Source organism: Janthinobacterium sp. GW460-12-1-14-LB5 (assembly GCF_059423585.1).
Genome location: NZ_JBWKYD010000014.1, coordinates 125,374 through 151,670, shown reverse-complemented (window position 1 = coordinate 151,670; position 26,297 = coordinate 125,374). Strand labels below are relative to the sequence as shown.

Sequence of the window (26,297 nt, the reverse complement as noted above, 5' to 3'; positions counted from 1 at the left end):
CTTAGAAGCGGTGCTGGATGCCGGCGATCAGGCCGCGCTGTGTGTCGCCGAAACCGGCATCGTCGCGCGACAGGCTGACCAGCTGGTTGTGCTTGGCCTTGGCATACGCGCCGGCCACGTACAGGTCGGTGCGCTTGGACAGGGCATAGCGCACGCGCGCCACGTACATGATCGGATCGGCATTGAGGTTGGTGGCCACGTTTTTCACGTCCTGATAGTAGATCACGCCCGTCAGGGTGATCACCGGCGTGGTCTTGTAGCTGACGCCGCCCCAGTACAGGGTGCCGCGCACGTCGGCCTTGCCGGAGGCAGCCGGATCGAGCTTGTAGTCGCGCGCCGCCGCCTGCACCTTCCACGGGCCGTCGTCGTACATGGCGCCCAGGTGGTACACGGTGGTCTTGTCGCGCGCGCCGCCGGCGATGGTGTTGCCGTTCACCTGTTCATACGTGGCCAGCAGGCTGACAGGACCCGTCTTGTAGGTGACGGCCGTGGACAGCTTGGCGCTGTCCGAGTTGCCCGTCGACTGTTCGCCGAAGCCGTACGATGCGCCGTAGCTGAAGTCGCCCGTCTTGCCCGAGTACTTGACCATGTTGTCGAAAGCGGTCGTCATGCCGTATTTGCTCGGGCCCGTCGCATTGGCCGAAGTGGCCCACGAGTAGAACGGCGCATAGGCCATCGGGTCGAACGGCAGCACGAAGTCGTACACGGTGGTGAACGAGCGTCCCAGCACGACGCGGCCAAACGCGCCTTCCAGGCCCACGTTGGCCTGGCGCTTGAACAGCGCGCCGTCGGCCGCGCCCGTATCGACCAGGATGCCGCCTTCCAGATTGAAAACGGCTTTCAGGCCGCCGCCCAGGTCTTCGCTGCCCAGGATGCCCCAGCGCGAGGTGTTCATGCCGCCGGAGCTCACCTGCGTCATCGAGCTTTTGTTCGGGCCGGCGTTGCTGGTGTTGCTGATGCCCGCGTCCAGGCGGCCATACAGGGTGACGTTCGACTGGGCTTGGGCGCTGCCGGCAGCAGCGAGTACCGCCAGGGCGGCCAGCGAGAATGCAGTTTTTTTCATGTAAAGTATCTCCCTTAGATATAGTTATTGGTGATATGCCTGATCAATTTCATGAATCAGGATCACACTATATGAGCGCGATCCTTTCAATTGGCTTTCAGCATGACAGGTGTCGCCGGACAGCCACAAGGGGAACACACATATTCATCGCCGCCCCTGTTGGCGCGGCGCCGGCAGGCTTACACTGCACCAATTCAAACGAATGGCGGAGACCATGCGCATATTATTAGTGGAAGATCATCTGGAGCTGTCGCACTGGCTGGCCAAGGCCCTGCGCGACGCGCACCTGACAGTGGAGACAGCCCACAACGGCGCCGATGCCGACGCCCTGCTGCACACGCAGGAATATTCTTTGGTGCTGCTCGACCTAAGCCTGCCGAAGATGGACGGCCTGGACGTGCTGCGCCGCCTGCGCGCGCGCGGCGGCACGCGCGGCAAGACTCCTGTCATGATACTCACGGCGCGCGGCGGCCTCGATGACAAGGTGCAGGGCCTGAACCTGGGCGCCGACGACTACATGGCCAAGCCGTTCGAGCTGGCCGAGCTGGAAGCGCGCGTAAAAGCCCTGCTGCGCCGCAGCCAGGGCAACGAAGCCCTCGTGCACAGCTGCGGCGCCCTCAGTTTCGACACAGTCACGCGCATGTTCAGCTATGGCGGCGCGGCGCTGGCCCTGACGCCGCGCGAGCATGCCGTGCTCGAAGCGCTGATCACGCGCTCGGGGCGCGCCGTATCGAAGGAAAAGCTGTTCGATGAAGTCTTCGCGCTGGCCGACGACGCCAACCTGGACGCCATCGAACTGTATATCCACCGCGTGCGCAAGAAGCTGGAAAGCAATGTTGAAGGCGGCGTGGAAACCGGTTCGCCCGACGGCGCCGTCATCACCACCCTGCGCGGCATCGGCTACCTGCTGCAGCCGCGCAGCGCGATGGCACCCGCCGCCTCAAAATGACCGTGCGCGCGCCACGCCGGCCCCTGTTCGAGCGCCTGCGCCGGCGCTGGGCGCCGGGCCGGCCGCTGGGCAGCCTGCGCAGCCAGCTGCTGCGCTGGCTGCTCATCCCGCTGGTGATGCTGGTGCTGCTCGATGCCGTTTTTGTGTACCGCAACGCGCTCGACGCGGCTGACATGGCCTACGACCGCTCCCTGCTGGCGTCGACGCGCGCGCTGGCCGAGCGCGTCTCCATCGTCGGCGGCAAGGTGGTGGCCGAAGTGCCCTACGTGGCGCTCGACAGTTTCGAGACCGATACTCTGGGCCGCATCTACTACAAGGTCACGGGCATCAACGGCGAACTGGTATCGGGCTATGGCGACTTGCCGCCCGTGCCGAAAAACGTACCCCGCTCGCAGAACTATCCGGCCCTGGTGCGCTTTTACCACGCCGACTACCACGGCAAGCCGATACGCATCGCCGCGCTGCTGCAACCCGTGTATGACGACTCGATGCGCGGCATCGCCCTGATCCAGGTGGCCGAAACGCTCGATGCGCGGCGCGGCCTGTCGAACCAGATCCTGTTCGACACCCTGAGCTGGCAGGCGGCGATGATACTGGTGATGGGCGCCCTCGTGTGGTTTGCCGTGCGCCTGGTGCTGCAGCCGCTGATGCGCCTGAAGACGGAAGTCGAGACGCGCGCGCTGTCCGACCTGTCGGACGTCGATCCCGCGCTGGTGCACAAGGAAATGCGCCCGCTGGTGAGCGCCATGAACGGCGCCATGTCGCGCCTGCAGCAGCTGATCGCCAGCCAGCGCCGCTTCATCGCCGACGCCTCGCACCAGCTGCGCACACCACTGACGGTGCTGAAAACCCAGGCCGAACTGGCCTTGCGCGAATGCGACCGCCAGGGTGCGGCGCCGCAGGACATGGCCGCCCTGCGCGACATCGTGCGCTCGATTGCCGCCACCACCGATTCGACCGTGCTGCTGGCCAACCGCCTGCTGACGCTGGCGCGCATCGAGCATGGCGGCGACAGCCTGGCCATGGACAGCGTGCCGCTGCGCGACGTGGCGCAGCAGGTGGGACTGGAAATGGCCATGGCTGCCGTCGGCAAGCATATCGACCTGTCGCTGGAAGCGCCCGACGAAGCGCCCGTGCATGGCCAGGCCCTGCTGCTGCACGAACTGGTGGCGAACCTGGTCGACAACGCCCTGCGCTACACGCCGCAGGGCGGCAGCGTGATCCTGCGCGTGCGCGCGGGCGGTCATGGAAACGAAACGGTGCTGGAAGTGGAAGACAGCGGCGCCGGCATCCCGCCGGCCGAGCGCGAACGCGTATTTACGCCGTTCTACCGGGTTGGCGCGGCGCTCGAGAGCAACCCGGGCGGCGCCGGGCTGGGCCTGGCCATCGTGCGCGACATCGCCGCTCTGCACGGCGCCAGGCTGGAACTGGCCACGGCGGCGAATGGGCACGGTCTGAAAGTCAGCGTGCATTTCACCGCAGCGCCAGTCGATGCTAAGATCGCGTCCTGAAATTTCAAAGAAAGCCCACAGCCATGATGACCAAAGAAGATGTGACCGAACTGTTTGCCAATATCGCCGAGAACGCGCCCTGGGATTTGTCCCAGCCGCTGCTGTGGGGCTATTACTTCACCAACCCCACGTCCGAACCGCTGGAACAGGCCGCCACCTTGCTGGCGCTGCAGGGCTACCGCCCCGTGGAACTGTACCAGCCGGAACTCGACGATCCGGCGGCACCGCCCGTGTGGGTGCTGCACGTGGAAAAAGCCGAAGTGCATGGCGTCGACAGCCTGCACGCGCGCAATGGCGAACTGATGGCGTTTGCGCAGGACAACCAACTGGCCAGCTATGACGGCATGGACGTGGGCCCCGTCGGCGCGCCCGACGTGCCGCAACTGTAAGACAGTCATCGGATGAAAAAACGGCGCCCGCGGGCGCCGTTTCGCATGGGTCGCTGAAAACTTAGCTGAGGTTTTCCAGGCGGATCTTGGTGACCGTGCCCACCACGCTGTTGAGGGCTTCCATCTTCTCGATGGCGGCCGTGACGTTCTTTTCCTGCGTCTGGTGCGTCAGCATTATGATGTCCGTGTGCGTCTCGCCCTCGGCCGGCTCTTTTTGCAGCATGGCGTCGATCGAGATGCCGCGTTCGGCCAGGATGCGCGTCAGGTCGGCCAGCACGCCCGGCTGGTCGGCCACGTGCATGCGCAGGTAGTAGCTGGTGGTGATTTCCGACATCGGCAAGATGGCGATATCGGTCATCGCGTTCGGCTGGAACGCCAGGTGCGGCACGCGGTGTTCCGGATCGGCCGTGGCCAGACGGGTGATGTCGACCAGGTCGGCGATCACCGACGAGGCGGTCGGCTCGGCGCCAGCGCCGCGGCCCGAATACAGGCTGGCGCCGACGGCGTCGCCATGCACCAGCACCGCGTTCATGGCGCCTTCCACGTTGGCGATCAGGCGCTTGGCCGGGATCAGGGTCGGATGCACGCGCAGCTCGATGCCTTCCACGCCGTTGACGGTGGCGCGCTTGGTGATGCCCAGCAGTTTGATGCGGTAGCCCAGCTGCTCGGCGTAGCGGATGTCGACGGCATTGAGGTTGCTGATGCCTTCCACGTAGGCCTTGTCGAACTGCACCGGGATGCCGAAGGCGATGGCCGACATGATGGTGGCCTTGTGCGCCGCGTCGACGCCTTCGATGTCGAAGGTGGGGTCGGCTTCCGCGTAGCCGAGTTCCTGCGCCTGCTTCAGCACGGTGGCGAAATCGAGGCCCTTGTCGCGCATTTCGGACAGGATGAAATTGGTAGTGCCGTTGATGATGCCGGCGATCCATTCGATGCGGTTGGCCGTCAAGCCTTCGCGCAGCGCCTTGATGATGGGAATGCCGCCAGCGACGGCCGCCTCGAAAGCCACCATCACGCCCTTGTCCTGGGCGGCGGCGAAGATTTCGTTGCCGTGCACGGCCAGCAGGGCCTTGTTGGCCGTGACCACGTGCTTGCCGTTGGCGATGGCTTGCATCACCAGGGTTCTCGACAGGTCGTAGCCGCCGATCAGTTCGACGACGATGTCGATCTCGGGATCGTTGACGATCAGATAAGGGTCATTGACGACCTTGCAGCCGCCGGCGACCAGCGCTTCGGCGCGCGCCACGTCGCGCACGGCGACGGCGACGACGTCAATGCCGCGGCCAGCGCGGCGCTTGATTTCTTCCTGGTTGCGTTTCAGGACGCTGAACGTGCCGTAACCGACGTTGCCCAGGCCCAGCAGGCCGATCTTGATGGATTTCATAGTTGTGCTTGACTGCTCATAAGTGGCGCCCCCTTGGGCGGCGCCAGGTTGATCGGTATTGCTACTGCCGGTTCAGCCCCGGCTATGGCGCTTGCGGTAACCTTCGAGGAAGCGCGCAATGCGGCCCATGGCCTCGGTCAGGTCATCGGAGTTGGGCAGGAAGACGACGCGAAAATGATCGGGCGCAATCCAGTTGAACCCCGTGCCCTGCACGATCAGGACCTTGGCTTCGGCCAGTAATTCATAGGCAAACTGCTGGTCGTCGGCGATCGGGTAGATCTCCGGGTCCAGGCGCGGGAACATGTACAGCGCAGCCTTCGGCTTGACACAGGTGACGCCCGGAATATCGGTCAGCAGCTTGTGCGCCAGGTCGCGCTGTTTCAACAGGCGCCCGCCGGGCCCCACCAGGTCTTGTATGCTCTGGTAGCCGCCAAGCGCCGTCTGGATGGCAAACTGCCCCGGCGCGTTGGCGCATAGCCGCATCGAGGCCAGCATGTTGAGGCCCTCGATGTAATCTTTTGCGTGGCGCTTTTCGCCCGAGACCACCATCCAGCCGGAACGGTAGCCGCAGGAGCGGTAATTCTTCGACAGGCCGTTCATGGTAATGAACAGCACGTCGTCGGCCAGCGAGGCGATCGACACGTGCTCGGCTTCGTCGTACAGCACCTTGTCGTAGATCTCGTCGGCGAAAATGATCAATTGGTGCTGGCGCGCCAGTTCGACGATCTGCAGCAGCACGGAAACCGGGTACAGCGCGCCCGTCGGATTGTTCGGGTTGATGACGACGATCGCCTTGGTCTGCGGCGTGATCTTACGGCGCATGTCCTCGATGTCGGGATACCACTCGTTCTGCTCGTCGCACACATAATGCACGGGATTGCCGCCCGACAGGCTGACGGCAGCCGTCCATAGCGGATAGTCGGGCGCCGGCACCAGCACTTCGTCGCCGCTGTTGAGCAGGGCGTTCATCGACATGACGATCAGTTCGGAAGCGCCATTGCCCAGGTAAATGTCATCGATGGTCACGCCGGCGATATTCTTGCCTTGCGTGTAGTGCATGACGGCCTTGCGTGGCGCGAACATGCCTTTCGAATCCGTATAGCCGGCCGCGTTCTGCAGGTTGAGCATCATGTCGCGCACGATCTCGTCGGGCGGATCGAAGCCGAATACGGCCAGGTTGCCGATATTGAGCTTGGTGATCTTGTGGCCTTCTTCTTCCATTTGCCTGGATTTTTCCAGGACCGGGCCGCGGATGTCGTAGCAGACGTCCGCCAATTTATTCGATTTCTGAATCGGTCGCAAAATAAATCCCTGTCGTGATGCGGCGCGGAGACCTAAGCTTGCAGCATGATAGCCGCGCCAGAACTATGAACCCGTGAAACTGCGATGCGAAAGACTGCAAGGCGAAAACAACCATTCTCGCCGAAAACAGGCCATTTTATCAAATTAAACATGGCCAACCCCAGCATTTGACGCCGATTCTGCCACGCCGGCGCCTCCGGAGGACAATCGGACTGGCGCCATCTTCATCTTCCCTTAATCTTGCAGCACTACCATGGCGCAAGCAGGCATTGCCACTGTGGCGCCGAACATTGCAATTTGGAAAGGATGTTGCTTTTCAGTCGCTCTTTTCTGTCATTTATGGCATGCTTACGCCCTTGGCCGCGGCACCCAGTTTGGCCGCGCGCGCACCGATCAACCGACACGACCAGCCCCGATATCGCCATGAAACTCCACGCCAGCAGCACCCAACAATACCAGACTGTCACCGGCTATGACGAAAACGGCGTCGAGATCAATGCCCAGCCGTACAACTACAGCCTGATCGTCATGCCGGAAACACCGCCGCGGGCGTGGGAAGTGGACAGTTTCGAACAATTGAACGAGGCGCATTTCGCGCAAATCCTGGCCGATGCGCCCGACGTGGTCATCCTCGGCACGGGCGAGCGCCAGCGCTTCGTGCACCCGAAGCTGACGGCCGCGCTGACCATGCGCCGCATCGGCGTCGAATGCATGGATAGCCAGGCCGCTTGCCGCACTTACAATATCCTGATGGGCGAAGGCCGCAAGGTCACCCTGGCCTTGATCCTGGCCCCGGCCGCAGGCAAGGCCGCATGAAAATCAATGTCAACGAGCTGCACTCTTCCCGGGTACTGATGTGGTCCCTGCTGGGCATCTTCATCGTTGTCACCCTGTATGCGCTGGGCGTGCGCACCCTGGTGCCGCCCGACGAAGGCCGCTACGCCGAGATGGCGCGCGAAATGTTCGTCACGGGCGACTGGATCACCACGCGCCTGAACGGCATCAAGTACTTTGAAAAGCCGCCGCTGCAAACCTGGATGAATGCGCTGACCTTCGCCGCCTTCGGTCTGGGCGAATGGCAGGCACGCTTGTGGACTGGCCTGTGCGGCATCATCGGCGTATGCATGACGGCGTATGCCGGCAAGCGCGTCTTCGGTCCGCGCGTGGGCCTGTACGCGGGCCTGGTACTGGCATCGAGCCTGTTCTGGCTCGCTTCCGGCCAGATCAATTCGCTGGACATGGGCCTGTCGGGCATGATGACGATTACCCTGGCCAGCCTGCTGATCGCCCAGCGCGACGAGGCGACCCAAGCCGAGCGGCGCAACTGGATGCTGGTGTGCTGGGCAGGCATGGCGCTGGCCGTGCTGGCCAAGGGCCTGATCGGCATCGTGCTGCCGGGCGCCGTACTGGTGCTGTATTCGCTGTGTGCGCGCGACTGGCGCATCTGGACGCGTCTGCACCTGGTCAAGGGCTTGCTGGTGTTCTTTGCCATCGCCACGCCCTGGTTCGTGCTGGTGGCGCTGCGCAATCCGGAACAGCCGCATTTCTTCTTCATTCACGAGCATTTCCAGCGCTTCCTGATGAAGGGGCACAAGCGCGAAGGCGCCTGGTACTACTTCCTCGTGCTCTTGATTCCCGGCATCCTGCCATGGATAGGCGTGCTGCCGCAAAGCCTGGCCGCCGCCGTCCAGCGCCAGCACGGCGCCTTCCAGCCCCGCTTGATGCTGCTGGTCTGGGCCGTCTTCATTTTCTTCTTCTTCAGCTATTCCACCTCGAAGCTGCCCGGCTATATCGTGCCCATCTTCCCGGCGCTGGCACTGCTGGTGGCGCTGTACCTGGAATCGGCCTCGCGCCGCCAGCGCCTGTTCGCCGCAGGCCTGCTGTGCGTGCTGGGCGCGGCCATCCTGATCGGCGGACCGATCGCCTTCGGCAAGGCCAGCGCGCGCGACGCGGAAGCCTTGATCGCGCTCAAGGGCTATCAGCCATGGCTGATGGCGGCCGGCTTCTTCGCTCTCGCTGGCGGCGCCCTGGCCTTGCTGCATGCGCGCCAGTTGCGCCGCGACATGACCGTGCTGACGATCGCCGGCGCCGGCTTCCTGGCCACGCACTGCATCCTGGCCGGCTCCGAACTGTACGGACAGAACCGCGCCGGCACCGACATGCTGCCGCAGATCCAGGCCGAACTGAAGGCCGATACCAAGCTCTATTCGGTCGGCATCTATGAACAGTCGCTGACGTATTACCTGCAGCGGCCCGTGATCCTCGTCGATTACTGGGATGAATTCACGTTTGGCCTGAAACAGCAGCCCGAACTGTCCATCCCGAGCATCGAGCCTTTCATCACGCAGTGGACGAACGATGCCAATGCCGGCGTGCACGACATGGCCATTATCAGCCTGAACCGTTACAAGGAATTGCAACAACGTGGCGTGCCCATGCGTATCGTTGCCGAGGATGCGCGCCGCATGGTCATTGCCAACAAATAAATGTTTACAGGGACGCGAGGCAGTACGGCTCGCGTCCCCGGCCAGCTTGCCCCGCCCCCGCATCGGCAGGATTTTTCACCGCCGAACCGGCTGCGCCGCCATACTGACGATATAAAATAGCCATGCCTGCCGGCGGTATTGACCGAACTGGCAGCCTCGGCGACACCGATACCCTGACACCATACAGACCCAAGAACCGCGCCCCATGACCTCTACCCTGCCCTTTTTGCCTTTTTCCAAACCCACCATCGATGAAGCGACCATCGCCGCCGTCGGCGAGGTGCTGCGCTCGGGCTGGATCACCAGCGGCCCGAAAGTGCAAGCCTTCGAAGCCCAGCTGTCCGAGTATTTCGGCGGGCGTCCCGTGCGCACCTTCAATTCGGGTACCTGCACCATGGAAATCGCGCTGCGCATCGCCGGCATCGGCCCGGGCGACGAAGTCATCACCACGCCCGTGTCGTGGGTCGCGACGGCCAACGTCATCATCGAAGTGGGCGCCACGCCCGTGTTCGCCGATATCGATCCCGTCACCCGGAATATCGACCTCGACAAGCTGGAAGCGGCCATCACCCCGCGCACGAAAGCCATCATCCCCGTCTACCTGTCCGGCTTGCCCGTCGACATGGACCGCCTGTACGCGATTGCCGAAAAGTACAATCTGCGCGTGGTGGAAGACGCGGCGCAAGCCTTCGGCTCCACCTGGAAAGGCAAGCGCATCGGCGCATTTGGCGACTTTGTCTCGTTCAGCTTCCAGGCCAACAAGAACATCACCACGGGCGAAGGCGGCTGCCTCGTCCTCAACAACCTGGAAGAAGCGAAGCTGGCCGAGAAATACCGGCTGCAGGGCGTCACGCGCAGCGGCGTCGACGGCATCGATGTTGATGTGCTGGGCGGCAAATACAACATGAGCGATATCATGGCCGCCATCGGCCTGGGCCAGTTCGCTAATATCGACGCGATCACGGCCCACCGCCGCGCGCTGGCACGCCACTATTTCGCGCAATTCGGCAGCGACTTCGAAGCGCAGAGCGGCGCCCAGTTGCCCGTGCAGGACTTTGAAAACAGCAACTGGCATTTGTTCCAGATCATCCTGCCCGACAATGGCCCCGGCACCCGCGCCGCCTTCATGCAGGCCATGGCGCAGCAAAACGTGGGAACGGGCTATCATTACGCACCGATCCACCTGTTTACCATGTACCGCGAACGCGGCTTTACCGAGGGCATGTTCCCCGTCTCGGAAAAGATCGGCCGCCTGACCGTGACCCTGCCGATGTTCTATGCCATGACGAAACAGGATGTGGAACGTGCCGTCGCCACCGTCAAATCCATTCTCATCAAATGAGCAGCGCGCCGATGAAACCTGAACTGTCCATTATCATTCCGATCTACAACGAGCAGGATGGCCTGGCCAGCCTGTTCGCCCGCCTGTATCCGGCCCTCGACGCCCTACAGACGAGCTACGAGATCATCTTCGTCAATGATGGCAGCCGCGACAATTCGGTGGCCATCCTGGCGGAACAGTTCCGCCAGCGCCCGGACGTTACGCGCGTGATCTTGTTCAACGGCAATTATGGCCAGCATATGGCCATCCTGGCCGGTTTTGAAGCCTCGCGCGGGCAGATCATGATCACGCTCGATGCCGACCTGCAGAACCCGCCAGAAGAAATCGGCAACCTGGTGGCAAAGATGCGCGAAGGCTACGATTACGTGGGTTCGATCCGGCGCAAGCGGCAAGACTCCGCCTGGCGCACCCTGGCCTCGAAGATGATGAACCGCCTGCGCGAGCGCATCACCAACATCAAGATCACGGACCAGGGCAATATGCTGCGCGCGTATGGCCGCAATGTGATCGACCTGGTCAACCAGTGCGCCGAAGTCAACACCTTCGTGCCCGCCCTGGCCTACACGTTTGCCCGCAAGCCCACGGAAATCACCGTCGAGCACGAGGAACGGGCCGCCGGCGAGTCGAAATACTCGCTGTACAGCCTGATCCGCCTCAATTTCGACCTGGTCACGGGCTTTTCGCTGATTCCCCTGCAAATCTTTTCCATGCTGGGCATGCTGCTGTCGGTCAGCTCCGCCCTGCTGGTGATCTATTTGCTGGTGCGCCGCTTCCTGCTGGGAGCCGAGGCGCAAGGCGTGTTCACCCTGTTCGCCATCGCCTTCTTCCTGATGGGCGTGATCCTGTTCGGCATCGGCCTGGTGGGCGAATACGTGGGCCGCATCTTCCAGCAAGTGCGCGCCCGTCCCCGCTACGTGGTGCAAACCATCTTGCAGGACGGCATGACCCAGGCAGAAGCCGAGGCGCCATCGTATGTGCGCCTGGAAAAACGCCAGGTGGGCCGCTGATGGGCGCCCCGCGCGCCGTCGTGTTCGGCTACCACAACGTAGGCGTGCGCTGCATCAAGGTGCTGCTGGCCGGCGGCGTCGATATCGCCCTCGTCGTCACGCATGAAGACAGTCCCACGGAAAACCTGTGGTTCGAATCCGTCGCCAGCCTGTGCCAGGCCGAAGGCATCCCGTACATCACGCCATCGGATGCGCGCGCGCCCGAACTGCTGGCGCAGGTGCAGGCAGCCAGGCCGGACATGCTGTTCAGCTTTTACTACCGCCACATGTTGCCGGCTAGCATCTTGGAAGTCGCGCCCGCCTACAATATGCACGGTTCGCTGCTGCCGCAGTTCCGCGGCCGCGCGCCCGTCAACTGGGCCGTGCTGCATGGCGCCACGCAGACGGGCGCCACCCTGCATGAAATGACGGTCAAGCCCGATGCGGGCGCCATCGTCGCGCAAACGGCCGTGCCCATCCTGCCCGACGACACGGCCTTCGAAGTCTTCGGCAAGGTCACCGTGGCGGCGGAACAAACGCTGTGGGGGGTGCTGCCGGCCTTGCTGGACGGCACGGCGCCGCGCCAGCTCAACGATTTGCGCCAGGGCGGCTATTTTGGCGGCCGCACGCCGGAAGACGGCCGCATCGACTGGAAGTTACCTGCGCAGCAGGTGTACAACCTGCACCGGGCCGTCGCGCCGCCCTATCCCGGCGCCTTCGCCGAAGTCAACAATGTTATTTACACCATCGAAAAAGCCCGTTTAAGCAAGCATTCAGCAGGAAGTTTGCCACCGGGCTTGACGGTAGTGGATAATTGCATCTTTGGCGTCTGCGGAGACGGCCGCATGCTGGCCATTTCCGTGCTGAGGGCTGCCGGGGAGCCGATTTCGGCTCAGCAATTGCAAGCAAGTCTGACCGCCCGCGTCAGCACACATTGATATCACTCAAGAGAATCTCACATGAAAAAAGTCCTCATCTTAGGCGTCAACGGCTTCATCGGTCACCACCTGTCCAAGCGCATCCTGGAAACCACCGACTGGCATGTCTACGGCATGGACATGAACACGGACCGCATCACGGAATTGCTGGAAGATGACAACTACAAGTCGCGCATGCACTTCTTCGAAGGCGACATCACGATCAACAAGGAATGGGTCGAGTACCACATCAAGAAATGCGACGTGATCCTGCCCCTGGTCGCCATCGCCACGCCGTCGACCTACGTCAAGCAGCCGCTGCGCGTCTTCGAACTGGACTTCGAAGCCAACCTGCCTATCGTCCGCTCGGCAGCCAAGTACGGCAAGCACCTGGTCTTCCCGTCGACCTCGGAAGTGTACGGCATGTGCCATGACGAGGAATTCGATCCGGAAAACTCGGAACTGATCTGCGGCCCGATCAACAAGCCGCGCTGGATCTATTCGAACGCCAAGCAGCTGATGGACCGCGTAATCTGGGGCTACGGCATGGAAGGCTTGAACTTCACCCTGTTCCGTCCATTCAACTGGATCGGCGCCGGCCTCGATTCGATCCACACGCCGAAAGAAGGTTCCTCGCGCGTCGTGACGCAGTTCTTCGGCCACATCGTGCGCGGCGAGAACATTTCGCTGGTCGACGGCGGCGCGCAGAAACGCGCGTTCACCTACATCGACGACGGCATCGATGCATTGATCCGCATCATCGCCAACAAGAATGGCATCGCCAGCGGCAAGATCTACAACATTGGCAATCCGACCAATAACTACTCGATCCGCGACCTGGCCGGCATGATGCTGACCCTGGCCGCCGAGTACCCGGAATACGCCGAAGGCGCGAAACACGTGAACATCGTGGAAACGACCTCGGGCGCCTACTACGGTGCCGGCTACCAGGACGTGCAGAACCGCGTGCCGAAAATCACGAATACCTGCGAAGAGCTGGGATGGGCGCCGATCACCACCATGGCCGATTCCCTGCGCAATATTTTCGACGCCTACCGCAGCCAGGTAGCCCAAGCCAAAGCCTTGATGGATTAATGTTGAGCAAGCCGTTCCTGACCCTGAAAATCGACGTCGATACCTATCGCGGTACCCGTGAAGGCATGGGCAATCTGGTACGCATGCTGAGCGCGCACCAGGCCAAGGCCACCTTTCTGTTCTCGCTGGGCCCCGACCACACGGGCTGGGCCCTGCGGCGCGCCTTGAAGCCCGGTTTTTTCAGCAAGGTGTCGCGCACCTCGGTGGTCGAGCACTACGGCTTGAAAACATTGATGTACGGCACCTTACTGCCGGGACCCGATATCGGCAAGCAATGCGCGGCGCAACTGCGCGCCGTGCGCGATGCCGGTTTCGAGTGCGGCATCCACACCTGGGATCACACCCTGTGGCAAGACAACGTGGCCAAGCGCAACGCCGCCTGGACCATCAACATGATGCGCAAAGCCGCCAACCGCTATGAACAGGTGTTTGGCATAGCGCCGCACACGCACGGTGCGGCCGGCTGGCAAATGAATGTCAGCGCCTTTGCCGAACACGACACGGCGGGCTACCGCTTTGCCTCCGATGGCCGCGCCATGCTCGACGCGCGCGGCACCATGTTGCATCCGGGCAATGGCCCGCACCGCGTGCGCAACGGCAACACCATCCTGCAATGCGTGCAATTGCCCACCACCCTGCCCACCCTGGATGAATTGCTGGGCTGCGAAATCGACGGCAAGCTGATCACGACCGGCAATGTTGCCGCGCATATATTGTCGCTGACGGCGGACAATCCGCGCGACCACGTCTATACCTTGCATGCCGAACTTGAAGGACAGAAACTCGCCCCCATTTTCGAACAACTGCTCGCTGGCTGGAAAGCCCAGGGCTACCAGTTTGCAGCGATGGGCGATTATTATGAAAAGATAAAAGATACGGACTTGCCCGTTTGCCCCATCACCTGGGATGAGTTGCCCGGGCGTTCGGGACGCCTGATTGTGCAGGGCAAAGCGGCCTGAATGCTGTATCGTTGCACCTGGATGCGTTGCCAGATTAAAAACCAGCGCTGATGATCACCGTTCAGGAGAAAACCTGTGGCTGATAGCCAATCCCTCGTTAGCATACCCGACTTTAGCGCCGCCATGACCAGCGGCAAGACCTTTCAGTTGCTGGGCCGTCCGGCCAAGGCCACGGTGCTGTTTTTCTATCCGAAGGACAACACTCCTGGCTGCACCACGGAAAACATCGCTTTCCGCGACGCGTATCCGCAATTTGTTGCCGCCGGCGTGGAAATCTACGGCATCAGCCGCGATTCCCTGCGCTCGCACGAAAGCTTCAAGGCCAAGCTGGAGCTGCCGTTCGAGCTCATTTCCGACCCGGACGAAGCCGTTTGCCTGCTGTTTAACGTCATGAAGATGAAACAGATGTACGGCAAGACGGTCCGCGGCGTCGAGCGCAGTACGTTTGTGATTGACGCCCAGGGCCGATTGGTGAAAGAATGGAGAGGCGTGAAGGTCGCAACTCACGTGGAAGAAGTGCTGGAATTCGTAGCGCATCTGAATTGATCGTCCATTTTGATCCAATGCGCGTTGTCGGCTTCCAGCGAGCCTGGTTCAACCGCAGTTCAGTTCACGGTACCTATCGCCATTTTGAGTCAACGAAGCGCCTCCATCCACTGCGTCAGGCGGGCCTGCAGCCCGCCGATGGCGTCCATGACCGGCCATGCTGCCGGCCCTCCGGCAGTTTCTCGTCTTGTAGCATTGTTGTTCCCCCGCATCCACCCCATGAGTAGTGCCGCCAGAAGCTGGCAGCCCATGGGCGATTCATTCCAGAAATTTTTTGATTGAGATCCTGATGCCACTGCCAAAATTACCGAGCAAGCCAGCCACCATCCTGGCCACCCAAGATTACCCAACCGCAGGCGCGGCGCGCCCGGCCACCAAACCCCCGGCAGCCAAGAAAGTGGCTGCACCTGTCATTGAAGCGGCGCTCGCCGAAGTTGCCAAGCCGGTCCGCAATGCGGCCACGAAGATCAAGCAAGTGGCCGCCCTGATGGTCGCCAAGCCGACGCCCGCACCGGTTGCGGCCGCGCCTGCGGCAAAAGCCAAGCCGGCGGCAAAAGGCAAGGTCACGCCGATCAAGCCCGTCAAGCAGGCCGAGCAGCCGCATCCGGCCAAGCACAAGCCCGTCGAAGTGCAGCTCAAGTCGTCCGCCAGCCGCGCCGCCGACCAGCGCGGCATCAGCAAGCTGTTCGTGCTCGACACGAACGTGCTGATGCACGATCCATCGTCGCTGTTCCGCTTCGAGGAACACGATGTGTACCTGCCGATGATGACCCTGGAAGAGCTGGACAACCATAAAAAAGGCATGACGGAAGTGGCGCGCAATGCACGCCAGGTGTCGCGCACCCTGGACGCCCTGATCAGCAACACGGATGACGATGCCATCGAACACGGCATCCTGCTGTCCAAGCTGGGCAACAAGGATGCCAAGGGCCGTCTGTTCTTCCAGACGCGCCTGCAGAGCGCCGACCTGCCGGCTGGCTTGCCAGTGGGCAAGGCCGACAACCAGATCCTCGCCGTCGTGCGTTCGCTGGAGTCGGAACAGGAAGGCCGCCCTGTCGTGCTGGTGTCGAAAGACATCAACATGCGCATCAAGGCGCGCGCCCTGGGCTTGCCGGCCGAAGATTACTTCAACGACCATGTGCTGGAAGACACGGACTTGCTGTACTCGGGTATCGTGCAATTGCCGGACGACTTCTGGAACAAGCACGGCAAGGACATGGAATCGTGGCAGGAAAGCAAGAACGGCTATAGTTCCACCTTCTACCGCGTGACGGGCCCGTTCATTCCATCGCTGCTGGTCAACCAGTTCATCTACCTGGAACCGAAAAACGGCGAAACGCCGTTCTACGGCCAGGTGAAACAGATCAACGGCAAGACGGCCGTGCTGCAAACCCTGCGCGACTTCAGCCACACGAAGAACAATGTGTGGGGCGTGACGGCGCGCAACCGCGAGCAGAACTTCGCGCTGAACCTGCTGATGAATCCGGAATGCGACTTCGTCACCCTGCTGGGCCAGGCCGGTACCGGCAAGACCCTGCTGGCCCTGGCCGCCGGCCTGGCACAAGTGCTGGAAACCAAGCTCTACAATGAGATCATCGTCACCCGCGTGACGGTGCCGGTCGGCGAAGATATCGGTTTCCTGCCGGGCACGGAAGAAGAAAAGATGTCGCCATGGATGGGCGCCTTCGACGACAACCTGGAAGTGCTGAACAAGTCCGACTCGGATGGCGGCGAATGGGGCCGTGCGGCAACGCAAGACCTGATCCGCTCGCGCATCAAGATCAAGTCGCTCAACTTCATGCGCGGCCGCACCTTCGTCAACAAGTTCCTGATCATTGACGAAGCGCAAAACTTGACGCCGAAACAGGTCAAGACCTTGGTCACGCGCGCCGGTCCCGGCACGAAGATCCTGTGCCTGGGCAACATCGCCCAGATCGACACGCCATACCTGACGGAAGGCTCGAGCGGCCTGACCTACGTGGTCGACCGTTTCAAGGGCTGGACCCACAGCGGCCACGTCACCCTGGCCCGCGGCGAGCGTTCGCGCCTGGCCGATCACGCCAGCGAAGTGCTGTAAATTGTAGCGGGCGGCGCAAGCTGCCTCAGTGATTCAAAAGCCCCGGCTGCAGCGATGCAGGCGGGGCTTTTTTCATGTGCGCAACTTTTTCCTGCGACATGTTCTAATACCGCTCTTTTCTTCCTGGACAACCCGCCCCATGCATCCCGCCCTGCAGTTGCTGCTCTGCTTCATTGTCTTCATGTTCATCCACATTTCCGTCATGGCAGCCTGCGCCAGGCTGTTCGGCATCACGGTGCGCAGCATCCGCTACGGCGTCGGTCCCACCTTGCTGACCTGGGGCAAAGTCCACATCAAGCTTCTGCCGCTGGCCGGCGATCTGGTGCTGAAAGATACGCGCGAGGAAACCTTGTATGACGACGATCCCTGTCTTGACGCCTACAACTTCCAGCCGCTGTGGAAGCAGGTGCTGCTGCCCTTGAGCGGCGTGGCCGTACTGCTGGCCTTGTCGCTGGGCATCATGGGAGCCTCGGGCTGGGAGCGCTTTATCGCCGCCTTCGGGCAAATCATTGACGGTGCGCTGGCACCATTGTCGATGGCGCAGCAATTGCTGGCTGACGGGGAAATCTTTGCTCGCACGCACGGCTTTGCGCTGGTATTCGCCCTGTTTTCCTTGAAGCTGTGCGCGTTCAACCTGCTGCCGTTTGCCGGCTTGAACGGCGGACAGGCGCTGCTGGCCATCGCACGCGGCGGCCAGCCCTACGTGGCGTGGGAAGAGACCGTGACGAAATGGCTATTGCTGCCGGGACTGGCGATCATGCTGGCGTGGCTGGCGGCATTCGGCTGGTATGGCTGGAAAAGCATGGGCGCCTAGGCCGCTGGCGCTGTTATTTTTTGCATACCTATCGTATGCTGACAACACTGCCCTAATCCAATGACCGCGACCGGCCAAGGAGATCGCATTTTCTCACTCGACACCTGCGGCAAGCACCTGGCCCTGTGGGCCATCCGCATCTACCAGCGCTACCTGTCGCCCCGCAAAGGCTTTCGCTGCGCCTACCGCGTGCTGACGGGGCGCGACAGTTGCTCCGCCTATGGCTACAAAGTCATCGCGCGGCATGGCTTGCGCGCAGGCTTGCCCTTGTTGCAACGGCGCTTGCGCGCGTGCGGCGAGCGCCATCGCCAGTATCGGGAACTGCATCCGCAGCAGCGACGTCACGGCAGGCACCTGGCCCAGGCGGGCTTTTGCGACTGCGACATTCCCTCGCCGGACTGCCAGCATTGTTCCTGCGATCCATGCGACTTGCTCGATTGCGACTGGCCCAGACGAAAAAAAAGGCAGTAACGTCAGCGAACACGGGAATTTAAGTTATAAATGAAATATTCATTCATAAAATGAATAACGCCTATCGCCACTGTGAATTGGCTGGAAGCGGGCCTGCGGCCTATACTCATGCCGTCTCCCCTACACTGCTTCCCATGCACACCCAGCTCAGCCCGCACGCACTGCGGGCTTTTTGTTCCCGGCACTTGCCACTTCGCATTTCCCCATTTTTAATCACTCGCCGGGCCAGCGTTTCGCCGCTTGTCCGGCACCCGGCAGGGAGACCAGCATGATCGTGCGCGAGCGTCCTTCGGCGCTACGGCTGTTCCTCGTGGTACGCGGCTCCGTTCTGCCGCGCATCCGCACCACGCTCATCGTCAATACCCTGATCGCCACCCTCGTCACCTGGTGCCACGGCACCCTGTTCGATCACAAGGTCATCCTCACCACCATCCCGTTTACGCTGATCGGCTTGCCGCTGGCCATCTTCCTGGGCTTTCGCAACACGGCCGCCTACGACCGCTACTGGGAAGCGCGCAAGCTGTGGGGCGAACTGGTCTTGCGTAGCCGTAATTTCTCGCGCCAGTGCCAGACCATGATACGCAGCGACACGCCGGCCCACGCCAGGCTGGGCCTGGAAGACGTGCGCGTGCGCATGATTTACCGCACCATTGCCTTTTGCCATGCGCTGCGCCACCAGCTGCGCGACACGCGCGGACCGGCCGACTTGCAGCCTCTGCTGCGCCCGGCAGAATGGGAAGCGGCTTGCCAGGCATCGAATCCATCCGACTACCTGATGCTGCAGATGGGCCACGACCTGGCCGACTGCGTCGGGCAAGGCCGCATCGACAGCATCCTCACGGCACAGATCGATAACACGATCTCGGCCATGGTAGCGGCGGGCGCTTCGTGCGAACGCATCCGCAGCACGCCGATTCCGTTTTCGTATTCGCTGCTGCTGCACCGCACGGCCTATCTGTACTGTTTCCTGCTGCCCTTCGGCCTGGTCGACTCGCTCGGTTTCATGACGCCGTTCGTCGTCGCCATCGTCGCCTACACTTTCTTTGGCCTCGATGCGCTGGGCGACGAGATCGAGGAGCCGTTCGGCGAAGATGCCAACGATCTGCCGCTGTCGGCCATGTGCCGCGCCATCGACATCAGCTTGCGCGAATCCGTGCAGGATGACAAGGTGCCGCCGCCCATGCAAGCCGTCGACTTCCTCCTCCATTAATACGCGACAACGCTTCCGCTTGACCTTCCCACCGGGGCAAGGATTACAGTGGAGGCACTTAATCATTCAAGGAGTGCTTGCCATGTATCAGTTACAAGTTGAAAACATGAGCTGCGGCCATTGCGTCGGCTCGGTCACGAAAGCGGTGCAAGCCATCGATCCGCAAGCCCAGGTGCAGATCGACCTGGCCAGCAAGCGTGTCACGGTGGAATCTCCCGCCGACTTGGGCGCCATCAGCGCCGCCATCGTGGAAGCGGGCTACCCCGTTACCAGCGCGCAATAACAACCACAGCAGTATCGAGACAGCCGGCCTTTGCGCCGGCTGTTTTCATTTACCCGTCCAGTTCGGGGTAATAGCGGAAGATGCCTTCCTCATTGAAGGCGATTCTGCGCTTCGACTGCAGGTAGCGGGCGATGTTCGGCCGCGCCGCCACCATATCGTGCAACTCGGACAGGAAGGGATATTCGGGCGCCAGGCGCGCCATGGCTTGCGGAAACGCATAACGCAAGCCGGCCAGCATCTGGAACAGCGACAGGTCGCCGTACGTGAGCCGCGCGCCCACCAGATACTGGCCGCGGCTGCGATTATTCAGCAAGACCTGGGTGAAATAATCGAGAAATTTCGGCAGGCGCGTGGAACGGAAATCCGCGCTGCGCAACAGGGCCGCCTGTTTCTGTTCCTCATAATATTGATTCATCGACAGCGGGTGGTGCGTGTCATGCACTTCCGTCAGCCAGTCGGCCATGGTCAGTTGCAGCTGGTTCAGCCATAAACGGCCGCTTTCCGCGCGCGGCGCCAGGCCCAGGCGGCGGCCCAGATACAAGAGGATATTCGTCGTCTGGCCGATCAGCATGTCGCCGTCGCGCAACACGGGCGGCGCGTAGGCGGCCCGTGGCGTGCCGTCGCCATCGAGGCAGGCCAGCATGGCGGGAACGCCTTGGCCCTTGCGTTCAGGCAAACGGGCGATATCGCGGTAGTCGGCGCCCGCCTCTTCCAGGGCCAGGCGGATGAATTCGCCGCGCCCCTGTATCGTAGGCCAGTAGTACAGTTCGTAAGCCATACCCACCTCCGTTGATTTACCTCAATGGCAGCAAGCCTTCGCTTCCGTGTCGCCGGCCAGCCCCAGGCTTTGCAGGATGGGGCAATCGGGCTTGTCGTCGCCGTGGCACGATTGCGCCAGATGGGCCAGCGTGTCGCGCATTTCCGTCAGTTCGGCGATGCGCTGGTTCAGATCCGCGACATGGGCCAGGGCGATGCCTTTCACGTCCGCGCTGGCGCGCTGGTCGTTTTGCCACAGCGACAGCAGTTCGCGGATTTGCTCCAGCGAAAAGCCCAAGCCCCGCCCTCGCTTGATAAAACGCAGGGCGTGCAAGTCGTTCGGCGTGTAGATGCGGTAGCCGGCGTCGCTGCGCGCGCTGGGTTTTAATAAGGCAATACTCTCGTAGTAGCGTATCATTTTTGCCGATACGCCCGTTTCACTGGCTGCCTGGCCGATATTCATCCTATGACTCCTTGGTATGCGCGCTGCCTGCATGACTGCGGGCTTTCCAGCGGCGCAGCAACAGGGCATTGCTGATCACGCTGACGGAACTGAAGGCCATCGCCGCGCCCGCCACCATGGGGTTGAGCAAGCCGAAGGCGGCCAGCGGAATGCCGATCAGGTTATAAATGAAGGCCCAGAACAGATTCTGCCGTATCTTGCTGTAGGTGCGGCGCGAGATATCGATGGCGTCCGCCACCAGGGCAGGATCGCCGCGCATCAGCGTGATGCCGGCCGCGTGCATGGCCACGTCCGTGCCCGTCGACATGGCGATGCCCACGTCGGCAGCGGCCAGCGCGGGCGCATCGTTGATGCCGTCGCCCACCATGGCCACTTTCGCGCCTTCGCCTTTCAGTGCCGTGATTTTAGCGGTTTTATCGGCCGGCAGCATTTTCGCCGCCACCGTGTCGATGCCCAGGGCCTTGCCGACGGCGTCGGCGCTGCCCTGGTTGTCCCCCGTCAACATCACCGTGCGGATGCCTAAACTGTGCAAATGGGCAATGGCCGCCTGCGCATTCGGCTTGACCTGGTCGCTGAAGGCGAACAGTCCCAGCAGTTCCGTTCCCGAGGCCAGCCACGAAATCGTGTTGCCCGTGTTTTCCAGCGACAAGGCCTGTGCCGCCAGCGGCGCCATATCCACGTGCAACTCCTGCATCAGGCGCGTGCTGCCCAGTTTCAGGTCCAGGCCATCGACCTGGGCCGCCAGCCCGCGGCCCGGCAAGGCCGACAAGGCCGTGGCCGGCAAGGGTTCGATGTGGCGCGCGCCAGCTGCATCCAGCACGGCCGTCGCCAGGCTGTGTTCGCTTCCACGCTGGATGCTGGCCGCCAGCTGCAACAGCCGGGCATCGTCGATGCCGTGCGCATGCAGGGCCGCCAGCGCAGGCTTGCCTACCGTCAGAGTGCCCGTCTTGTCGAACACGACGGTATTGACGGCGTGCGCCACTTCCAGCGCTTCCGCATCCTTGATCAAAATGCCGTAACGGGCGGCCACGCCCGTACCGGCCATGATGGCCGTCGGCGTGGCCAGGCCCAGCGCACATGGGCAGGCAATGACCAGCACGGCCACGGCATTGATGATGGCGTTTTCCAGTTCGCCGGTCGCGAACCACCAGCCCAGCATGGTCAGCAGCGCCAGCACCAGCACCACGGGCACGAAGATGGCGCTGACCTTGTCGACCAGGTGCTGAATCGGCGCCTTGGCCGCCTGCGCATCTTCCACCAGGCGGATGATGCGCGACAAGGTCGTCTCGCCACCCACGGCTTGCGTGCGCACCAGCAACAAGCCATCGGCATTGATGGCGCCGCCCGTCACCTTGTCGCCCGGATGCTTATCGACTGGCAAGCTTTCACCCGTGATCAGCGACTCGTTGACCTGGCTGGCGCCTTCCACCACCACGCCATCGACGGCCACCCGCTCGCCGGGGCGGATGACCACCAGGTCGCCCACTTTCACCTGTTCCACTGGCAAGTCGATCTCGACGCCGTCGCGGCGCACGCGCGCCGATTCCGGACGCAAGACCTGCAGCGCACGGATGGCCGAGGCCGTCTGGCGCTTGGCGCGGCTTTCCAGCCATTTGCCCAGCAACACCAAGGTGATGACGACGGCCGACGCCTCGAAGTACAGGTGCGGCAGCATTTCGCCCGCCGTCAGCCATTGATAGACGGACAAGCCATACGCGGCGCTCGTCCCCAGCGCCACCAGCAAGTCCATGTTGCCGCTGCCGGCACGGGCCGCCTTCCAGCCCGCCTTGTAGAAACGCGCGCCAAAGTAAAACTGCACGGGCGTGGCCAGGGCGAATTGCAGAGCGCCGGGCAGCATCAGATGGATGCCGGCCCATTCCAGCAGCATGGGCAGCATCAGGGGGAAGGCCAGCACGGCCGCGAACGCCACTTTCAGGCCGTCGCGGTTCGGTGCGGCAATGGGCGCGCTGGCCTGGCTGGCGGCGGGCACCGTGGCGGCATAGCCGGCCTTGTCGATGGCGGCGATCAGGGTACCCGCTTCCACGCCGCCCGTCACCTTGATGCGCGCGCTTTCCGTGGCCAGGTTGACGCTGGCAAGCAGCACGCCCGGCACTTTCAGCAAGGCTTTTTCCACCCGCCCCACGCAAGAGGCGCACGTCATGCCGGCGATATTGAGGTCGATCTCGCGCTGCGCCACCGTGTAGCCGGCCTTTTCCACGGCCGCCTGCAAGGTGGCCAGGGGAATCGGCGTATCGGAACTGATTTTGGCCAGTTCGGTGGCCAGGTTGACGCTGGCCTGGGTCACGCCCGGCACGGCGGCCAGGGCCTTTTCCACGCGGCCCACGCAGGAGGCGCAGCTCATGCCTTCGATGGCCAGCGCCTGCGCGTGCGCGGCGGCGGGAGGGGAAGCGGCGGGAGCGAGTGCACTCTGGTTCATGGCATATCCTGTACGAAAGATTAACTAATGTGTACAGGATCTGCTATCCCATGATGGGAAGGTCAAGCCCTATTTCAGCCTGCAGCACACCTTAGCGCACCACGCAGTCGATGGTGGCAGGCTTGCTGCCGCCTGCCGCGCTGCCTGGGCCCGGTGACGACGATGAAAAGACCGGCGGCGGCGTGAATGGGATGCCGGGGTTGACGGGCAAGGGGGCGGGCGGCTGCCTGAAGTTGGGCGTAAAACCAAATTGCCCGGCAGCAAAATTACTTGTACCCGCTGGATTCGTCACATGAATCAGGCCATCGAGCACCTGCACATACAAACCGGGTGGCAGCGCCACGGGCGCCGGTGCATTGGGCAGTGCTGGCCCGCCAGGTGCCGCCGGCGGCACATAGCTGGCAATGAAAGTCGTGCCGCGAATGCCGATGGTGGCGGCCGGCGTCTTCATCTCGAAGCGCTCCTTGTTGCGCTTGCCCAGCAAGCCCGTGACGGAACGCAAGCCGCCCTTGAGCAGGCTGAAGACGGCGTGGTCGCCATCGGGCTGCTCGGCCGTGTAGCTGAATTGCTCGATCACGAAACTGGTATTCGGTTTCAGGGTGATTTCGCTATTGTCGATCAGCTTGATCAAGGCATAGGTCTCCTTTTCCGTCAGCAAGGTGTCACCCTGCTCGACTTCGGACCTGATGGCCAGTAATTTCACCTTGCCATCAGCCTTTTTCGCCATCAGCGGACCGCTCAATTGCATGACGGTACCGGCCACCTGGCCGGCCCAGGCGTGGGCGCCCACGCACATCAGGGCCAGCCACAAGAAGGCCTTAATTGCAGTACATTTTTTTAGCGGCATCATCGTATTTGTATCCTGTCGGTTTATCTGTGGCATCGATAACATCCTTGTCATCCGTCACCTTGTCAGCAGGCTTGGCTGGCAGTTTGGAAGCGAGCGGGGCGTTGGCATGGTCGGCCTGCTTGATAATGCGCAAGGCGTCATTGATGGCCAGGCTCGTGGCGGCGTCGATCACGGGCTGCTCGACGGTCGTGGCGGGCAGGAAGATGGCGTCCGCCATATTTACCGTGCCGGTCGGCGCCAGCAGGGTCACGCCGCTGCGCTGGCGGTTGATGCGCACACCCGAGTCGCCCGTGATGCTGCCCGTTCTTGCCAGCACGCTCATGCTGGCCGCTACCGGCAAAATGAAACTTGCCGTGTCCGCAAAGCGCACATTGCCTTGCGCGCTGGCGGTAAAATTGCCGCCGCTGACCACGCGGGAGTTGCCTTTGATACTGATGTCGCGTCCCGCCGCCAGGCTGATGTCGCGTACCGCCAGCAACTGCGCGCCATCGCCCAGCAGCACGTCCGTGCTGGCATCGAGCGCGATGTCATTGCCCGCGATCTTGCCGTTGACGGTGACGGGGCTGTGCGCCTTCACGCTCACATTGCCGCCATTCGCATCGATATTGCCGGCCATGACGCCGCCCGTGTTGTCGATGGCGATATTGCCCGCACCAGTGGTCAGTGTTCCCAAGGTCAAGATGCCCGGCGCCGAGGTATTGTTCAGCGCAATGCCGCCCCCTGCACTATTGCTGGCGGTAAAACTGCTTACCTGATTGCCCGCATTACTCAACACGATGCCGTCGCGCGCCTGCGCAGTCAGGTTGCTGGCAAGCAGCGCACCGTCCTGGCCGATGGCGCCGTTCAGGGCGCTCAAGCGTACTTCCTTCGCCGCCAGGCTGGCGAAGCGCAAATCGCCAGCCGCTTGCGTGATGGCCAGCTGGCCGGCCAGCCGGATGGCGCCGGCAGTCTGATTAAAACTGTTCGCGACGAGCAAGTTACCGTTGCCACTCAGCACACCGCCGCCTTGCGCGTAGCGGTCCGCCGACAGGCTGCCGTTCAGCAGCAAGCTGCCGCCGTCGATTTCCAGTCCGGCCAGTCCGCTCAGCACGGAGAGGTCCAGCGCGCTGTCTCCAAGAGTCAGGCTGCCGCCCGTCAACAGCAAACCCGTCGCGGAAGTCAGGTTTTTCAGGATGGTATTGCCGGCCGCCGCACTGTAGGTGACGATGCCGTTGCTGCGGGAAAAGTCTACTGCCAGCACGTTCGCGCCTTCCGGCACCACGCCGCCATCCCAGTTGGCGGCATCGCTCCACAAACCGTTGCCGCTGCCGATCCAGGTCGACAATTGCTTTTGCGCAATCGTTGCCTGCGTCGTGCCGCCCGTTGTTTCCAAAGTGTAGTTGCCCGCGTCGGCGCCCGCCAGGCGGAAGCCGCTGGCCGTTACCAGCTTGCCCGCACCCGCGTTCTTGTCGGCAAACCTGCCGCTGCCGCCCACCACGCTGACCATGTCCTGGCCCAGCACGCCGTTCGCCGACGCGCTGACCGTCGCGGAAGTCGTGCCGTCATACACCTTGCCGGCAGCACTCAAACCTGCCAGGGTCAGGCTGGCGGGCGTGATGCTGGCCAGCAAACCTGTCGGCAAGACGATAAAGTAATTGCCTGCATCGGCGCCCGTCAGCGCTACGCCGCTCAGTTGCACTGCCTTGCCCGCGCCCGCGTTCTTGTCCGCAAAGTTGGCCACTGCGGAGGCCGTCAAGCTGTCGCCGCCGATACGGTCATCGCCCAGGCTCAGCTGCGCACCCGTCGTGCCATCGTAGACTTTGTTGCTCGCCACGCCGGACAGGTTCAGTGCGCGTGCGCCGATGTCGGCCGTGGTGCTGCCCGCATTGCTGCTCAGCACATAGTTGCCCGCGTCATCGCCGCCCAGCGCCACGCTCGTCACCGTGACAGCCTTGCCGGCACCCGCATTCTTGTTGCCAAACGCGGCATTGCCGCTCACGCTCAAGGCGTCGCCCTGCAGGCGGTCGT

General features: G+C 62.5%; 24 protein-coding genes. 16 read left to right on the top strand and 8 right to left on the bottom strand.

Annotated elements, in window-relative coordinates; genetic code table 11:
• Position 1: 1 nt before the first annotated feature.
• Positions 2-1,063 (bottom strand): porin, encoded by a 1,062-nt coding sequence (locus AC07X6_RS16270; RefSeq protein WP_230541071.1) that lies wholly within the window; start codon positions 1,061-1,063, stop codon positions 2-4.
• A gap of 214 nt (positions 1,064-1,277) precedes the next feature.
• Here AC07X6_RS16270 and AC07X6_RS16265 point away from each other — a divergent pair, with 214 nt between their 5' ends.
• The 3 genes from AC07X6_RS16265 to AC07X6_RS16255 are packed head-to-tail and all read left to right on the top strand — an operon-like array spanning position 1,278 to position 3,912.
• Entirely contained in the window at positions 1,278-2,012 is a 735-nt protein-coding gene (locus AC07X6_RS16265) for a response regulator (protein WP_230541072.1), read from the top strand.
• Between the two features lie 2 nt (positions 2,013-2,014).
• A complete protein-coding gene (locus tag AC07X6_RS16260) occupies positions 2,015-3,523 on the top strand; it encodes a sensor histidine kinase (protein ID WP_494791630.1) in 1,509 nt (502 codons plus the stop codon).
• 23 nt (positions 3,524-3,546) lie between these two features.
• The gene (locus tag AC07X6_RS16255; protein WP_474292198.1) at positions 3,547-3,912 is read left to right on the top strand and encodes a ribonuclease E inhibitor RraB; all 366 of its coding nucleotides are present in this window, start codon (positions 3,547-3,549) and stop codon (positions 3,910-3,912) included.
• A gap of 61 nt (positions 3,913-3,973) precedes the next feature.
• On the opposite strand, the gene AC07X6_RS16250 is transcribed toward AC07X6_RS16255, so the two are convergent.
• Together AC07X6_RS16250 and AC07X6_RS16245 are read right to left on the bottom strand one after the other, a co-directional pair.
• The gene (locus AC07X6_RS16250; RefSeq protein ID WP_230541074.1) at positions 3,974-5,296 is read right to left on the bottom strand and encodes a homoserine dehydrogenase; all 1,323 of its coding nucleotides are present in this window, start codon (positions 5,294-5,296) and stop codon (positions 3,974-3,976) included.
• A 72-nt stretch (positions 5,297-5,368) separates the two neighbouring features.
• The gene (locus AC07X6_RS16245) at positions 5,369-6,598 is read right to left on the bottom strand and encodes a pyridoxal phosphate-dependent aminotransferase (protein WP_077407489.1); all 1,230 of its coding nucleotides are present in this window, start codon (positions 6,596-6,598) and stop codon (positions 5,369-5,371) included.
• A 423-nt stretch (positions 6,599-7,021) separates the two neighbouring features.
• Between AC07X6_RS16245 and AC07X6_RS16240 the strand changes: the two genes are divergently transcribed.
• The 13 genes from AC07X6_RS16240 to AC07X6_RS16180 all read left to right on the top strand — a co-directional run bounded on the left by AC07X6_RS16240 (position 7,022) and on the right by AC07X6_RS16180 (position 19,784).
• Positions 7,022-7,414, top strand: coding sequence for an Mth938-like domain-containing protein (locus tag AC07X6_RS16240; protein WP_070311121.1), 393 nt, complete (start codon positions 7,022-7,024; stop codon positions 7,412-7,414).
• The gene (locus AC07X6_RS16235) at positions 7,411-9,084 is read left to right on the top strand and encodes a glycosyltransferase family 39 protein (RefSeq protein ID WP_230541075.1); all 1,674 of its coding nucleotides are present in this window, start codon (positions 7,411-7,413) and stop codon (positions 9,082-9,084) included. The genes AC07X6_RS16240 and AC07X6_RS16235 overlap by 4 nt, the downstream gene beginning before the upstream one ends.
• Before the next feature lie 205 nt (positions 9,085-9,289).
• On the top strand, positions 9,290-10,426 hold the full coding sequence (locus AC07X6_RS16230; protein ID WP_494791629.1) for a DegT/DnrJ/EryC1/StrS family aminotransferase: 1,137 nt from the start codon (positions 9,290-9,292) through the stop codon (positions 10,424-10,426).
• 11 nt (positions 10,427-10,437) lie between these two features.
• The gene (locus AC07X6_RS16225; RefSeq protein WP_230541077.1) at positions 10,438-11,433 is read left to right on the top strand and encodes a glycosyltransferase; all 996 of its coding nucleotides are present in this window, start codon (positions 10,438-10,440) and stop codon (positions 11,431-11,433) included.
• Positions 11,433-12,350, top strand: a complete 918-nt coding sequence (locus tag AC07X6_RS16220; RefSeq protein ID WP_230541078.1) for a formyltransferase — start codon at positions 11,433-11,435, stop codon at positions 12,348-12,350. The genes AC07X6_RS16225 and AC07X6_RS16220 overlap by 1 nt, the downstream gene beginning before the upstream one ends.
• Positions 12,351-12,371: 21 nt before the next feature.
• Positions 12,372-13,424 carry a bifunctional UDP-4-keto-pentose/UDP-xylose synthase gene (locus tag AC07X6_RS16215; RefSeq protein WP_230541079.1) on the top strand — a complete coding sequence of 351 codons (1,053 nt, stop codon included), beginning with the start codon at positions 12,372-12,374 and terminating at the stop codon, positions 13,422-13,424.
• On the top strand, positions 13,424-14,383 hold the full coding sequence (locus AC07X6_RS16210; protein ID WP_494791628.1) for a polysaccharide deacetylase family protein: 960 nt from the start codon (positions 13,424-13,426) through the stop codon (positions 14,381-14,383). Before AC07X6_RS16215 ends, AC07X6_RS16210 begins: the two co-directional genes overlap by 1 nt.
• Positions 14,384-14,458: 75 nt before the next feature.
• Positions 14,459-14,929 (top strand): peroxiredoxin, encoded by a 471-nt coding sequence (locus AC07X6_RS16205; RefSeq protein ID WP_034750445.1) that lies wholly within the window; start codon positions 14,459-14,461, stop codon positions 14,927-14,929.
• 289 nt (positions 14,930-15,218) lie between these two features.
• Positions 15,219-17,006, top strand: a complete 1,788-nt coding sequence (locus AC07X6_RS16200; RefSeq protein WP_494791627.1) for a PhoH family protein — start codon at positions 15,219-15,221, stop codon at positions 17,004-17,006.
• Between the two features lie 139 nt (positions 17,007-17,145).
• Entirely contained in the window at positions 17,146-17,820 is a 675-nt protein-coding gene (locus AC07X6_RS16195) for a site-2 protease family protein (RefSeq protein ID WP_494791626.1), read from the top strand.
• A 60-nt stretch (positions 17,821-17,880) separates the two neighbouring features.
• Positions 17,881-18,291 carry a membrane protein insertion efficiency factor YidD gene (gene yidD / locus AC07X6_RS16190; protein ID WP_494791625.1) on the top strand — a complete coding sequence of 137 codons (411 nt, stop codon included), beginning with the start codon at positions 17,881-17,883 and terminating at the stop codon, positions 18,289-18,291.
• Between the two features lie 268 nt (positions 18,292-18,559).
• The gene (locus tag AC07X6_RS16185; protein WP_230541084.1) at positions 18,560-19,501 is read left to right on the top strand and encodes a bestrophin family protein; all 942 of its coding nucleotides are present in this window, start codon (positions 18,560-18,562) and stop codon (positions 19,499-19,501) included.
• Between the two features lie 82 nt (positions 19,502-19,583).
• Complete coding sequence (locus AC07X6_RS16180; RefSeq protein ID WP_230541085.1) at positions 19,584-19,784, top strand: heavy-metal-associated domain-containing protein; 201 nt, start codon at positions 19,584-19,586, stop codon at positions 19,782-19,784.
• Between the two features lie 49 nt (positions 19,785-19,833).
• Here AC07X6_RS16180 and AC07X6_RS16175 read toward each other — a convergent pair whose 3' ends face one another.
• The 5 genes from AC07X6_RS16175 to AC07X6_RS16155 all read right to left on the bottom strand — a co-directional run.
• Positions 19,834-20,562: a glutathione S-transferase gene (locus AC07X6_RS16175; protein WP_494791624.1), complete on the bottom strand. Its 729-nt coding sequence runs from the start codon at positions 20,560-20,562 to the stop codon at positions 19,834-19,836.
• A gap of 21 nt (positions 20,563-20,583) precedes the next feature.
• Entirely contained in the window at positions 20,584-21,003 is a 420-nt protein-coding gene (cueR, locus tag AC07X6_RS16170) for a Cu(I)-responsive transcriptional regulator (protein ID WP_230541087.1), read from the bottom strand.
• Position 21,004: 1 nt separating this feature from the next.
• Positions 21,005-23,440 (bottom strand): heavy metal translocating P-type ATPase, encoded by a 2,436-nt coding sequence (locus AC07X6_RS16165; protein ID WP_494791623.1) that lies wholly within the window; start codon positions 23,438-23,440, stop codon positions 21,005-21,007.
• Between the two features lie 91 nt (positions 23,441-23,531).
• On the bottom strand, positions 23,532-24,290 hold the full coding sequence (locus AC07X6_RS16160) for a FecR family protein (protein WP_494791622.1): 759 nt from the start codon (positions 24,288-24,290) through the stop codon (positions 23,532-23,534).
• The coding region (locus AC07X6_RS16155) for a YDG domain-containing protein (protein WP_494791621.1) at positions 24,259-26,297 on the bottom strand (2,039 nt) is incomplete at its 5' end. The genes AC07X6_RS16160 and AC07X6_RS16155, both read right to left, overlap by 32 nt.

Coding starts and splice junctions, on each gene's coding strand:
- cueR (WP_230541087.1), bottom strand. CDS start 21,003: ATGAATATCGGCCAGGCAGCCAGTGAAACGGGCGTATCGGCAAAAATG.
- AC07X6_RS16235 (WP_230541075.1), top strand. CDS start 7,411: ATGAAAATCAATGTCAACGAGCTGCACTCTTCCCGGGTACTGATGTGG.
- AC07X6_RS16210 (WP_494791628.1), top strand. CDS start 13,424: ATGTTGAGCAAGCCGTTCCTGACCCTGAAAATCGACGTCGATACCTAT.
- AC07X6_RS16195 (WP_494791626.1), top strand. CDS start 17,146: ATGCATCCCGCCCTGCAGTTGCTGCTCTGCTTCATTGTCTTCATGTTC.
- AC07X6_RS16185 (WP_230541084.1), top strand. CDS start 18,560: ATGATCGTGCGCGAGCGTCCTTCGGCGCTACGGCTGTTCCTCGTGGTA.
- AC07X6_RS16225 (WP_230541077.1), top strand. CDS start 10,438: ATGAAACCTGAACTGTCCATTATCATTCCGATCTACAACGAGCAGGAT.
- AC07X6_RS16165 (WP_494791623.1), bottom strand. CDS start 23,440: ATGAACCAGAGTGCACTCGCTCCCGCCGCTTCCCCTCCCGCCGCCGCG.
- AC07X6_RS16270 (WP_230541071.1), bottom strand. CDS start 1,063: ATGAAAAAAACTGCATTCTCGCTGGCCGCCCTGGCGGTACTCGCTGCT.
- AC07X6_RS16175 (WP_494791624.1), bottom strand. CDS start 20,562: ATGGCTTACGAACTGTACTACTGGCCTACGATACAGGGGCGCGGCGAA.
- AC07X6_RS16160 (WP_494791622.1), bottom strand. CDS start 24,290: ATGATGCCGCTAAAAAAATGTACTGCAATTAAGGCCTTCTTGTGGCTG.
- AC07X6_RS16200 (WP_494791627.1), top strand. CDS start 15,219: ATGCCACTGCCAAAATTACCGAGCAAGCCAGCCACCATCCTGGCCACC.
- AC07X6_RS16180 (WP_230541085.1), top strand. CDS start 19,584: ATGTATCAGTTACAAGTTGAAAACATGAGCTGCGGCCATTGCGTCGGC.
- AC07X6_RS16220 (WP_230541078.1), top strand. CDS start 11,433: ATGGGCGCCCCGCGCGCCGTCGTGTTCGGCTACCACAACGTAGGCGTG.
- AC07X6_RS16230 (WP_494791629.1), top strand. CDS start 9,290: ATGACCTCTACCCTGCCCTTTTTGCCTTTTTCCAAACCCACCATCGAT.
- AC07X6_RS16255 (WP_474292198.1), top strand. CDS start 3,547: ATGATGACCAAAGAAGATGTGACCGAACTGTTTGCCAATATCGCCGAG.
- AC07X6_RS16240 (WP_070311121.1), top strand. CDS start 7,022: ATGAAACTCCACGCCAGCAGCACCCAACAATACCAGACTGTCACCGGC.
- AC07X6_RS16250 (WP_230541074.1), bottom strand. CDS start 5,296: ATGAAATCCATCAAGATCGGCCTGCTGGGCCTGGGCAACGTCGGTTAC.
- AC07X6_RS16215 (WP_230541079.1), top strand. CDS start 12,372: ATGAAAAAAGTCCTCATCTTAGGCGTCAACGGCTTCATCGGTCACCAC.
- yidD (WP_494791625.1), top strand. CDS start 17,881: ATGACCGCGACCGGCCAAGGAGATCGCATTTTCTCACTCGACACCTGC.
- AC07X6_RS16265 (WP_230541072.1), top strand. CDS start 1,278: ATGCGCATATTATTAGTGGAAGATCATCTGGAGCTGTCGCACTGGCTG.